The organism is Clostridium boliviensis (assembly GCF_033342255.1).
GTDB classification, from domain to species: Bacteria; Bacillota; Clostridia; order Lachnospirales; family Lachnospiraceae; genus Lacrimispora; species Lacrimispora boliviensis.
In genome coordinates this window covers 12,870-25,851 of record NZ_JAWONS010000216.1, presented here as the reverse complement: position 1 = coordinate 25,851, position 12,982 = coordinate 12,870, and the positions used below count along the sequence as shown (strand labels likewise).

Sequence of the window (12,982 nt, the reverse complement as noted above, 5' to 3'; positions counted from 1 at the left end):
GAGGCAAGATGATGAAGAAAAAAAACGGCCTGATATACGGAGCTGCCGCGCTGGCAGTACTTTGTGCCGTGTATGTGGGAGTCGGCCAGTATATGGACCACTCTCAGAAAAAGACGGAAAAAGAAAAAGAGGCATCTAAAGTATATATCACCGACTTTTCTGATGTACAGTCAGTTTCTTACGATCTGGACGGGAATCAGCTTTCCTTTACTAAGAAAGACGGTACATGGAACTATGACCAGGATGATAAATTCCCGGTAAAGCAGGCGAAGCTTGACGGAATTGCTTCCACTGTATCAAAACTGGAAGCAGTCAGAAAGCTGGATGGAGGCGACGGATTTGCTGCATACGGTCTGGATCAGCCCATCCGGTCCATTACAGTAACCGCAGCAGACAATAAAAAGTCTGTGATCCTTCTGGGGAATGCAACGGAGGACGGCGATTACTATGCAGCAATTCAGGGAGAGGACACCCCTTATCTCATCAGCGCTTCCCTGTACACAGAAACGGACAGTAAACTGGATGATCTCATGGCTCTGGAAGAATTTCCTGCCATTGCAGGTACCGATATCACAGACATTACTGTGACAAAGGGAGAGGACAGCAAGCATTTTATAAAGAAGAAGTTAGATGACGAGAAAGGAACCATTGAATGGTATAAGGACTCTGCAGATTCTAAGGAGAATAAGGTGGAGGATAATTCCCCTCTGAACGTTCTGGCTGATTCGCTCAGCAGCCTGAAGGTAAAGAGCTGTTCAAATTATAATGTAAATGATTCTCAGCTAAAAGATTATGGCCTTGATCAGCCATCTGCGGTCATTACCTATACTTATAATAAGAATGGAAAGGATGAAACATTCAGACTGTATGTAGGCAGCCTGAACGAGGACTCAAGCTGTTATTATACACGGACAGAGAATTCTGCCTTTGTGAATGAGATAGAAAAGGCATCGATTGATAAATGCCTGACTGTAAATGGGGAAATTAGTAAATAAACTGAATAAAATAGACTAAAAAAACAGTTCCGTCACATCGATGTCGGAACTGTTTTTTTATACTGATGATGGAAGTCCTATAACTGTTAATTATGGTATCAATTCCTTTCTCATATATGTTTTCCAGTAAAAATATTTTATTTTAGTTGAAAAATCCTGACAAATGTTCTATTATGAGAAGAAATATATCAGCAGATTACAGTGACACAGAGGGAGAGTACAAATGAACTATAACATTGCAGTAATCCCTGGCGACGGGATAGGACCTGAAATCATTGGAGAGGCGAGAAAGATATTAGATAAGGTTGGTGCATTGTATCACCACCAGTTTACGTATACAGAAGTCCTGATGGGAGGGATCTCCATTGATACTTACGGCGTCCCATTAACGGACGAAGCATTAGAAACAGCAAAAAAAAGTGACTCCGTTCTCCTTGGAGCAGTTGGGGGAAATGTAGGAAATTCAAAATGGTACGATGTGGCACCGAATCTGAGACCTGAAGCGGGGCTGCTGGCTATCCGCAAAGGTCTCAATTTATTCGCTAATATCCGTCCTGCCTATCTTTATAAAGAACTGGCGGATGCATGTCCCCTGAAAAAGGAGATCATCGGAGACGGCTTTGATATGGTCATTATGCGGGAACTGACCGGCGGACTCTACTTTGGAGACCGATGCACCAAAGAGGTAGACGGAGTGATGACAGCAGTGGACACTCTTACCTATAATGAAAATGAGATCCGCAGAATTGCCGTCAAGGCATTTGATATTGCAATGAAGCGGAAAAAACGGGTGATCAGTGTGGATAAAGCCAATGTATTAGATTCCTCCAGACTTTGGAGAAAAGTAGTGGAAGAGGTGGCTGGAGACTATCCGGAAGTAACGCTAAGCCACATGCTGGTTGACAACTGTGCTATGCAGCTGGTGATGAATCCTGGACAGTTTGACGTAATTCTTACGGAGAACATGTTTGGAGATATCCTGTCCGATGAGGCAAGTATGATTACCGGGTCCATCGGAATGCTCTCTTCAGCAAGCATGAATGAAAGCAAATTCGGCATGTATGAACCAAGCCACGGCTCTGCCCCTGATATAGCAGGGAAGAACATTGCAAATCCCATAGCAACCATTCTCTCCGCAGCCATGATGCTTCGGTATTCCTTTGATCTGGATAAGGAAGCAGATGCAGTGGAAGCAGCAGTGGAGATGGTTTTAAAAGAAGGGTACAGGACAGGAGATATCTTTTCCGAAGGAACAGAAAAGGTATCCACAACCAGAATGGGCGATTTAATCGCAGAACGGGTGATCTAGCCCTGTGTCTCCACTACAATTCAGAACAAGAAAATTGCCGGAAGCGGATAAAACATTTGATTTTATACGCTCCCGGATTTCCATTATAATCAGAAATTTATGAAAAAAGAAAAGGAGTGTGCAGCAGATGAAAAGTGATTCAGTAAAAAAAGGTATGCAGCAGGCGCCTCACCGTTCCCTTTTTAACGCATTGGGAATGACTGAGGAAGAGATGGAAAGGCCTTTAATTGGTATTGTCAGTTCCTACAACGAAATCGTCCCCGGTCATATGAATCTGGATAAAATAGTCGATGCCGTCAAAATGGGAGTTGCTATGGCAGGCGGAACACCGGTCATGGTTCCCGCGATTGCAGTCTGTGACGGAATTGCCATGGGACATATTGGTATGAAGTATTCACTTGTCACAAGGGATCTGGTTGCAGACTCCACAGAATGTCTTGCAAGAGCCCATGCCTTTGATGCTCTGGTTATGGTACCCAACTGTGATAAGAATGTTCCCGGACTTTTGATGGCAGCAGCGCGTATTAACATACCTACGGTGTTCGTCAGCGGCGGACCTATGTTGGCTGGCCGTGTGCAGGGACATAAAACCAGCCTTTCCAGCATGTTTGAGGCAGTAGGAGCCTATACTGCAGGAAAGATGACAGAAGAAGATGTAAAGGAATACGAGCAGAAGGCATGTCCGACCTGCGGTTCCTGTTCCGGTATGTATACTGCAAACAGTATGAACTGTTTAACAGAAGTTCTTGGAATGGGCTTAAAAGGCAACGGAACCATACCAGCTGTTTACTCAGAACGGCTGAAGCTGGCAAAACATGCTGGTATGGCAGTTATGGAACTGTTAAAGAGGAATATCTGTCCCCGTGACATCATGAATGAGAAAGCATTCCGGAATGCTCTTACCATGGATATGGCTCTGGGATGCAGCACCAACAGCATGCTTCACCTTCCTGCAATAGCCCATGAAGCCGGGGTGGACTTAAATCTGGAGATTGCCAATGAGATCAGCGCAAAGACTCCCAACCTCTGCCACCTTGCTCCGGCAGGCCCTACTTATATAGAAGATTTATATGAGGCTGGAGGTATCTATGCCGTTATGAATGAGATCAGCAAGCTTGGACTTTTGGAGCTGGACTGCATCACAGCAACTGGAAAAACAGTGGGAGAAAATATCAAAGGCTGTGTAAATAAAGATCCGCAGGTTATTCGTCCGGTGGAAAATCCCTATAGCAAAACAGGCGGAATCGCTATTTTAAAAGGCAATTTAGCACCGGACAGCGCAGTTGTGAAACGTTCTGCTGTAGCTCCAGAGATGCTAAAGCATGAAGGTCCTGCAAGAGTCTTTGACTGTGAAGAGGATGCCATAGATGCCATTAAAGGCGGAAAAATCGTGGCAGGAGATGTGGTGGTCATCCGTTATGAGGGTCCAAAGGGCGGCCCTGGAATGAGAGAGATGTTAAATCCCACCTCTGCCATTGCTGGAATGGGCCTTGGCTCCACAGTCGCGCTCATCACAGACGGACGGTTCAGCGGAGCCTCCAGAGGTGCTTCTATCGGTCATGCCTGTCCAGAAGCAGCAGTGGGAGGTCCCATAGCACTGGTCGAAGAAGGGGATATCATTTCCATTGATATTGACAATCACAGGCTTGACGTAAAGGTATCTGACGAAGAGATGGCAGCAAGGAAGGAAAAATGGCAGCCAAGAAAACCAGCAGTTACTTCCGGATATCTGGCAAGATATGCGGCAATGGCAGCCCCGGCAAGCCGTGGGGCGATCCTGGAAATATAAAGAAAAGGAGCAGCTTATGAAGACATTAACTGGAGCAGAGATTGTAATCGAGTGCCTGAAGGAACAGGGCGTGGATACCGTTTTTGGTTATCCGGGCGGCACCATTTTAAATATATATGATGCCCTTTATAAGCATCAGGATGAGATCAACCATATTCTTACCGCCCATGAACAGGGAGCTTCCCATGCAGCTGACGGTTATGCAAGAGCAACCGGCAGAGTGGGAGTATGTCTGGCAACCTCAGGTCCGGGGGCAACTAACTTAGTAACAGGAATTGCAACTGCATTCATGGATTCTGTACCTATGGTAGCCATCACCTGCAACGTAGCTGTGGGGCTCCTTGGCAGAGACAGTTTTCAGGAGATTGACATAGCTGGCGTAACCATGCCCATCACAAAATATAATTTTATTGTAAAAGATATAAAAAAACTGGCAGATACCATACGCAGAGCATTTAAAATCGCCCAGACCGGCAGACCCGGTCCTGTACTGATTGATATTACAAAGGACGTAACAGCCAGTAAGTATGAATATGAGCAGGTAGAACCAGATCCAATCGTCCGTCAGGAAGATACCATACTGGAAGAGGATTTGGAGCAGGCACTCCACCTGATCCGCAAATCACAAAAACCCTATATTTTTGTGGGCGGAGGTGCTATCATTGCCAATGCCTCAGAGGAGCTTGCGTCCTTTGCCCATAAGATTCAGGCTCCTGTTGCAGACAGTCTGATGGGAAAGGGAGCCTTTGACGGAACCGATGAGCTTTATACCGGAATGGTCGGTATGCATGGAACAAAGACCTCAAATCTGGGAATTACAGAATGTGATCTTTTAATTGTGGTAGGTGCCAGATTCAGTGACCGTGTCACTGGCAATGCTTCCCGTTTTGCCAGAAATGCAAAGATTCTGCATTTTGATGTGGATCCGGCGGAGATCAGTAAAAACGTGAAGGCTTATGCCAGCGTAATCGGTGATGTAAAATCTATCCTGAGAAAATTAAATGCAAGACTGGATCCAATCAATCACGAGGAGTGGGTTGCCCATATTGACCGTTTGAAGGATATGTATCCCATGCGCTATGAAAAAAGCATACTGACAGGACCTTATATTATTGAAAAGATTTATGAGGTGACAGACGGTGATGCCATCATCACCACAGAGGTAGGCCAGCATCAGATGTGGGCGGCTCAGTTCTATCAGTATAAAAAACCCAGAAGCTTTATCACTTCAGGAGGACTGGGTACCATGGGCTATGGTCTTGGTGCGTCTCTTGGAGCAAAGATGGGATGTAAGGATAAGACAGTTATCAATGTGGCAGGAGACGGCTGTTTCCGTATGAATCTAAACGAGATTGCGACAGCCACCCGCTATAATATTCCGATCATACAGGTTGTATTAAACAATCATGTTCTGGGCATGGTCCGCCAGTGGCAGACCCTGTTCTATGGCAAGAGGTATTCACATACAGTTCTTAATGACCAGGTTGATTTTGTAAAGATAGCAGAAGGAATGGGGGCAAAGGCTTACCGGGTTACCGGAAAGGAAGAATTTGAAGATGTTTTAAAAGAAGCCATTGCCCTCAACGTTCCTGTTGTTATAGACTGTCAGATTCACTGCGATGATAAGGTGTTCCCTATGGTTTCCCCGGGAGCGCCCATCGAGGATGTGTTTGACGCAGAAGATTTAAAGATTTAATATCAGTAAGGAAAGGGATAGAATTCCCGAATTTGAGGAGGAAGAGATATGAGCAGAGTGTACAATTTTTCTGCGGGACCTGCAGTCCTGCCGGAAGAAGTCTTAAAAGAAGCAGCAGAGGAGATGTTGGATTATAAGGGCACCGGTATGTCGGTAATGGAGATGAGTCACCGGTCCAAAGCTTATGAAACCATCATCAATGAAGCAGAAGCTGATTTAAGAGACTTACTTGCAATTCCGGATAACTATAAAGTGCTGTTTTTACAGGGAGGAGCATCCCAGCAGTTTGCCATGGTCCCCATGAATTTATTTAAAAATGGGGTTGGAGATTATATCATCACCGGGCAATGGGCAAAGAAAGCCTGTCAGGAAGCGAAGCTTTACGGAACCGCCAATGCAATTGCTTCCAGTGCGGATAAGACCTTCAGTTATATACCGGATGTTTCCAATCTCCCTGTCTCAGACGATGCGGATTATGTATATATCTGTGAAAACAACACTATTTACGGAACAAAATATAAAACACTGCCTGACACCAAAGGGAAAATACTGGTAGCAGATCTCTCCTCCTGCTTTTTATCGGAACCTGTTGATGTGAGTAAGTATGGTGTCATTTTTGCCGGAGCCCAGAAGAATGTTGGACCTGCGGGCGTTGTGATTGTGATCATCCGGGAAGATTTAATCCGTGAGGATGTTTTAAAAGAAACGCCGACCATGCTTCGCTATAAAACTCATGTGGATGCCAAATCCCTATATAATACACCTCCTGCTTATGGAATCTATGTCTGCGGTAAGGTATTTAAGTGGTTAAAGAACTTAGGCGGACTGGAAGCCATGAAGAAGCTGAACGAGAAAAAAGCGGGAATTCTTTATGATTTTCTGGATCAGAGTAAGATGTTTCACGGTACAGTTGAAAAGAAGGATCGTTCACTCATGAACGTTCCATTTATAACAGGCGATGAAGAGCTGGATGCCTTATTTGTGAAGGAATCAAAAGCAGCAGGATTTGAGAATTTAAAAGGTCACAGAACCGTAGGCGGAATGCGCGCCAGTATTTATAACGCCATGCCGTACGAAGGCGTGGAAAAGCTGGTTTCCTTCATGAAGGATTTTGAAGAAAAACATACAAAGCAGGCAGATTGAAAGGAGATTAGAAAATGAAAAAGATTCATTGCCTAAATGCAATTTCTGCATATGGAACGGCACTGTTAACGAAAGATTATGAACTTACCAAACAGATGGAAGAAGCAGATGGCGTGCTTGTCAGAAGCGCTTCCATGCACGAGATGAAGTTCCCCGGTGGTCTTCTTGCAATAGCAAGAGCCGGAGCTGGTGTCAATAACATTCCTTTAGAAGCATGCGCTGCGGAGGGAATCGTCGTATTTAATACACCCGGAGCCAATGCAAACGGAGTAAAGGAACTGGTAATAGCCGGACTGATGCTGGCTTCCCGTGATATTGAAGGAGGTATCCGCTGGTGTAAGGAAAATCAGGCGGATGAAAATATCGCCAAATCTGCAGAAAAAGCAAAAAGTTCCTTTGCTGGTTGTGAAATCCGGGGCAAAAAGCTGGGAGTCATCGGTCTGGGTGCAATCGGAACAGAGGTTGCCAATGCCTGCTCTTCTCTTGGAATGGAGGTATACGGATATGATCCCTTTATTTCCGTGAATGCAGCCTGGAGACTATCAAGAAATGTAAAGCATATCACATCTGTGGAAACTATTTACAAGGAATGCGACTACATTACTCTTCATGTGCCCTTAGTGGATACAACAAAGGGTATGATCAATAAAGCTGCCTTTGACAATATGAAGGATGGAACGGTAATTCTTAACTTCGCCAGGGATATTCTGGTGAATGAAGAGGATATGGCTGAAGCATTAAAATCTGGTAAGATTAAAAAATATGTGACTGATTTCCCAAATACCACTTCCGTACATATGGAGGGTGCCATTGTAATTCCTCATCTGGGTGCTTCTACGGAAGAATCCGAGGACAACTGTGCGAAGATGGCAGTGAACGAGATTATGGACTATATTGACAATGGAAATATTCGCAATTCCGTGAATTTTCCCACTTGTGATATGGGAATCTGCAGCGCTGCAAGCAGGATTGCAGTTTTGCATTTAAATATTCCAAATATGATCGGACAAATTACAGGAACTCTGGCAGCGGGCGGTGCAAATATCTCCGATATGACCAATAAGAGCCGTGACAAGTATGCATATACACTCATTGATTTGGAGTCTGCACCAGATTCCGTAAGCATTCAGAAGCTGAATGCCATTAAAGGCGTGGTACGGGTCAGAGTAATCAAATAAGGGAGATATTATGGCAATAGTAAAACCATTTCAATGTGTAAGACCGAATAAGGAAGAGGCCCGTCTGGTGGCGGCTCTTCCTTACGATGTATATAACCGGAATGAAGCCTGTCAGGTGACGGCTGGGAATCCCAAATCATTCCTGAATATTGACCGTCCGGAAACACAGTTTCCCCAGGATGTGGATATTTATGATGACCGGGTTTATGAAAAGGCTGCAAACATGCTGAAGGAATGGATGAAGGATGGTACCTTTGTTCAGGATGATGTGAAAGCCTACTATATCTATGAGCTGATTATGGATGGAAGAGGCCAGACAGGAATTGTGGCTTGCTCATCTATCGATGATTACTTAAATGGTGTGATTAAAAAGCATGAAAATACCAGAGAAGAAAAAGAGCTGGACCGGATCCGCCATGTGGATACCACAGACGCCCAGACCGGTCCCATCTTTCTGGCATACCGTTCCAGAGAGGAAATCAACCGGCTTGTAGAAGAAAAAAAGAAAGCTGATCCGCTCTATGATTTTACTGCAGATGACGGGATCAGCCATAAGGTATGGAGAATTGCAGATCCGGATACAGTCAGTCTGATTGAAGAACATTTTTTAAGGATCCCTGCCACTTATATTGCTGACGGGCACCACCGGGCCGCTTCTGCTGTAAAGGTAGGCATAAAGAGGAGAAAGGAAACTCCGGACAATACAGGAGAAGAGGAGTTTCAGTTCTTTTTATCCGTACTCTTTCCCGATGATCAGCTGATGATTCTGCCTTATAACCGTGTGGTAAAGGATTTAAACGGATTATCCCTGGTAGAGTTCCTTTCTAAGCTTTCTGAGGGCTTTACGGTTACCGCTGCGGGTGAGAATGCATTTGGCCCGTCTGAAAAGGGAAGCTTTGGGCTGTATTTAAATAAGACCTGGTATTGTCTGAAGGCGAAGGAAGCTTTAAAAAGTGATGATCCGGTCAAGGGACTTGATGTATCAATTCTGCAGGACAATCTCTTAGGTCCCATACTGGGAATCAAAGATCCGAGAATTGATAAGAGGATCGATTTTATCGGAGGAATCCGTGGATTAAAGGAATTGGAGAAACGGTGTGAAGAAGATATGACAGTGGCTTTTTCCATGTATCCCACTTCCATTGGAGAGCTTTTTGCTGTAGCGGATGCCGGTCTTTTAATGCCCCCTAAATCTACCTGGTTTGAGCCAAAGTTAAGAAGCGGGCTGTTCATTCATATGCTGAAATAAAAAACGCCTGTCTTACCGAAGAGACTGCATTCGGAGGCGGAAATATTCACTGTATTACCCAGCAGCAGCCTAAAAGATAAATTGAACAAAATTCATAAAATTACCAGCGTATCAGACCTGTTTTTGTAGTGTCTGATACGCTTTTTTAATATTTTAACCATATAATCAAAATTTGTCTGGCAAATTTATATAGTTTGACAGGAGGATAGAAACAGTTTATCCCGTATAATGAATAGAAGGGGGGAAACAGATGAAAAAGATAATGAAAATGATTAACCGCAGATTAGACAATTATAAATTAAAGAAAAAACTTAAAATTCTTTACATTTTTAGTGTGCTGCTGCCAATTATCATAACGGACAGTGCAATTGTTTACATATTCATTGCTTCTGAAAATGCTTCTGTACAAACTGGCATGGAGAAAATTGCAAGTGCGGTAAAATACAATTTTTTCTATGACATTGAAGAAGCCGCGGGCACAACAAAAAAAATATATATGAATAAGTATGTAAACCAGTTCATGGATAAACAGTTTGAAAACGAGCTTGATTACTATTTGAGTTACAAAGCTTTTATGAAAGACTCGCTGTTTGAAAGCAGCATAGGAACTACAGCTTCCGCTATTACAATGTATGCAGACAACCCTACTATTGTAAGCGGAGGGGAATTTAAAAGGCTTTCGACAGTGAAAGATCAGGTTTGGTATCGTTATTTAAAAAGCTCCGACCGGGATGGAGTGCTCTATATGTATTATGATGAAAGCAGAATTCCGACGGTTAATTCCAAACGGAAAATATCCTTTATCAGAAAGCTGAACTTCTATAAAAGAGATGGGTGCGAGAAGCTTGTAAAAATGGATATCGACTACAGCACCATGGTGCAAAGCTTTGTGAAAATGAATTACGAGGCTCCAGTCTATGTGTGCTGGAATAATAAAATTATTCTGTCAAACCAGAGGGATAACAGCCAATGGAAGGATTATGAAACATTTCAATTACAGAAAAAAGTTGGTTATAAAACAACCTTTTCATCCTATGGAGCAGAGCTTACTATCTATGTTTTAAAGCCTGGAAAAGAAAGCATGAAGCAGATTTTTAAACATATTCCCCTGTTTACACTGCTGATTTGCATCAATATTCTGCTGCCTCTCGGCTTTATGACGGTAATCAACCAGTCCTTTACCGAACGGCTGAAGGCGTTAAGTGAGGCATTCAGACACAGTGATGATGAGAAGCTGCAAAAGATTGACAATGTCAGGGGTGAGGATGAGATCGGTACGCTGATGCGCAATTATAACCGTATGGTAATCACCATCAATGGCCTCATCCAGACGGTTTATATTGACCGGTTACGGGAACAGGAAATGGATATTGAGAGGCAGAATGCAGAGCTTCTGGCACTTCACAGTCAGATTAATCCCCATTTTCTCTTTAATGCACTGGAGAGTATCCGTATGCACAGTCTGTTAAAAGATGAAACAGAAACTGCTGCCATGGTGGAGAAGCTGGCAATGATGGAGCGCCAGAACTTTGACTGGGGAACGGATTTTATCACGGTAAGGGAAGAGATGTCATTTGTAGAGGCATATCTGCAGCTGCAAAAATACCGGTTTGGAGACCGGCTGTCTTATCGGCTGGATATCATGGAGGAATGTTTTGATTACCGGATTCCCAAACTGACCATTGTCACGTTTGTCGAGAATGCCTGTGTCCATGGGATCGAGAGCAAAACATCGGATGGTTGGATATTTGTCAGGGTGTATGTGGAAAACGATATGTTTTTTATTGAAATAGAAGATACAGGAGAGGGCATGAGCGAGACGTTTTTGGAAGAGATGAAAAATAAGATGAATCATGCCAGTATCGATAAACTAAAGGATAAAAAGGGGGTTGGAATTCTAAATGCCTGTCTGCGGCTTAAAATGGCAACGGATGATCAGGTGTGCTTTGAATTAGAAAGTGAGCCCGGAATTTCCATGATGGTAACAATTAAAATTCCGATATCAAATATAATGAAATAAGGGGGGGCAGTTATGATACGTGTTTTATTGGTGGATGATGAACCATTTATCGTGCAGGGGTTGCAGGTATTAATAGACTGGGAGGAGGAAGGCTATCAGATCGTCAAAACGGCAGCAAATGGCATGGAGGCGTATGATTACTTAAAGAACAACCAGGTGGATTTAATCATTGCAGATATTAAAATGCCTGTCATGACGGGCATGGAATTGCTGGAGATTTTAAGAAAGGACAAGGTTTCCGATGCTTACTTCATCATTTTAAGCGGTTACAGTGATTTCTCCTTTGCCCAGCAGGCGATCCGTTACGATTGTTTTGATTATATCTTAAAACCAGTAGTAAAAGAAGAGCTGATCCGGGTGCTGCACCGCCTGAATTACCAGAGACTGGGGAATAAAAAGCAGAAACAGAACAGAAAAAAAATGGAAAAAGCCTATTTGTCCAGAAATATGATTTCTTTAATTTTTGGAAAATATGATCAGATTAATCTTAGTTATATCAGAGAGCATATGGACTGGTCAGAGGGGATCAGTTACGTTGATATCGAAATCGATGATATCGAGCAGATGGAAGAGCTGATGGATGAGGAGAAGAGGAATCAGCAGAGAGAGCTTTACAGCGCCTGTCTTGCATTTTTGAAGGAAGACGGAGATCACTGTATATTTGATGTTACAAGTCATGAAAAAAGCTATGATATCGGGTTTATTTACTGTGAGTATATGGCACAAAACCAGAAGGAGACGCAAAAGGAGTATCTGGAACGGTTTCGATCATATTTGAAGGATGCCATGAGTCTTCCGGTTGTCATGCTGGTAGGAAAGAAGGTGAGTGATATTTCAAAAATATCCAATTCCTATGGAGCTGCCAGAATTCTCCGGTCCTTTCAGGCGTTTCGCAAAAAGCAGCCGATCTATTATTATGAAAAAGAAGTACAGGTGAATAACAATGGGATTGTCTTATGTAAACAATATCTGGATGAGCTGCTTTTTGCAGTGGAACAGAATGAACGGACAAGAATTGAGGAAAGTGTGGAACGGCTGTATGAGGAGATGAATCATCTGAGATTTGCCATGGATACCGTTAATTTAAACATTAATTATCTGCTGTTTCAGCTAATCCACCTGGCTTCGGAACTGGATAGTTATGTAAATCAGGAAGAGATCATGCTTTACATCAGTGAAAATGTCTTCGAAGGAGATATGCTGAGAGGAGGAAAGGAGCATTTAATCCGTTTATCCTGTGAATATGCAGCTTATTTGGAACAGCTTCGAAAGCATGTATCAAAAGATATCCTGCATGAAGTGGAAAAAGACATCAGGAAAAATTACAGAAAAAATCTGACCTTAAGAGAATACAGCAACAGATATTATTTAAACAGCGCTTATTTAGGCCAGCTTTTCCGGAAAAAAAATGGCATGTCTTTTAAAGATTATCTGAATAACTGCAGGATTGAGCAGGCGGCAGTCAGACTTTTACGGACGGATCTTAAGATATACCAGATCGCGGAGGAGGTAGGTTATCGGGACCTGGACTACTTTGTAAACCGTTTTATATCCCTTAAGGGGTGTACGCCGTCAAAGTTTAGAAAAGGCGGGGGGAAATAGA

At 43.3% G+C, this 12,982-nt stretch carries 9 protein-coding genes; all 9 read left to right on the top strand.

Going from position 1 to position 12,982, the window contains the following annotated elements:
* Positions 1–8: 8 nt before the first annotated feature.
* The 9 genes from RZO55_RS12690 (at position 9) to RZO55_RS12650 (ending at position 12,981) form a co-directional block, all read left to right on the top strand.
* Positions 9–995 carry a DUF4340 domain-containing protein gene (locus RZO55_RS12690; protein ID WP_318064654.1) on the top strand — a complete coding sequence of 329 codons (987 nt, stop codon included), beginning with the start codon at positions 9–11 and terminating at the stop codon, positions 993–995.
* 223 nt (positions 996–1,218) lie between these two features.
* Positions 1,219–2,304 (top strand): 3-isopropylmalate dehydrogenase, encoded by a 1,086-nt coding sequence (gene leuB, locus RZO55_RS12685; protein WP_318064653.1) that lies wholly within the window; start codon positions 1,219–1,221, stop codon positions 2,302–2,304.
* A 127-nt stretch (positions 2,305–2,431) separates the two neighbouring features.
* Positions 2,432–4,093: a dihydroxy-acid dehydratase gene (ilvD, locus tag RZO55_RS12680; protein ID WP_318064652.1), complete on the top strand. Its 1,662-nt coding sequence runs from the start codon at positions 2,432–2,434 to the stop codon at positions 4,091–4,093.
* A gap of 16 nt (positions 4,094–4,109) precedes the next feature.
* Positions 4,110–5,789 carry a biosynthetic-type acetolactate synthase large subunit gene (gene ilvB / locus RZO55_RS12675; protein ID WP_318064651.1) on the top strand — a complete coding sequence of 560 codons (1,680 nt, stop codon included), beginning with the start codon at positions 4,110–4,112 and terminating at the stop codon, positions 5,787–5,789.
* Between the two features lie 48 nt (positions 5,790–5,837).
* The gene (gene serC, locus RZO55_RS12670) at positions 5,838–6,932 is read left to right on the top strand and encodes a 3-phosphoserine/phosphohydroxythreonine transaminase (protein ID WP_318064650.1); all 1,095 of its coding nucleotides are present in this window, start codon (positions 5,838–5,840) and stop codon (positions 6,930–6,932) included.
* Between the two features lie 14 nt (positions 6,933–6,946).
* Entirely contained in the window at positions 6,947–8,110 is a 1,164-nt protein-coding gene (locus tag RZO55_RS12665) for a phosphoglycerate dehydrogenase (RefSeq protein WP_318064649.1), read from the top strand.
* Between the two features lie 10 nt (positions 8,111–8,120).
* Positions 8,121–9,359: a DUF1015 domain-containing protein gene (locus RZO55_RS12660; RefSeq protein WP_318064648.1), complete on the top strand. Its 1,239-nt coding sequence runs from the start codon at positions 8,121–8,123 to the stop codon at positions 9,357–9,359.
* A 250-nt stretch (positions 9,360–9,609) separates the two neighbouring features.
* Positions 9,610–11,379, top strand: coding sequence for a sensor histidine kinase (locus RZO55_RS12655; RefSeq protein WP_318064647.1), 1,770 nt, complete (start codon positions 9,610–9,612; stop codon positions 11,377–11,379).
* Positions 11,380–11,391: 12 nt separating this feature from the next.
* The gene (locus RZO55_RS12650) at positions 11,392–12,981 is read left to right on the top strand and encodes a response regulator (RefSeq protein WP_318064646.1); all 1,590 of its coding nucleotides are present in this window, start codon (positions 11,392–11,394) and stop codon (positions 12,979–12,981) included.
* Position 12,982 lies beyond the last annotated feature (1 nt).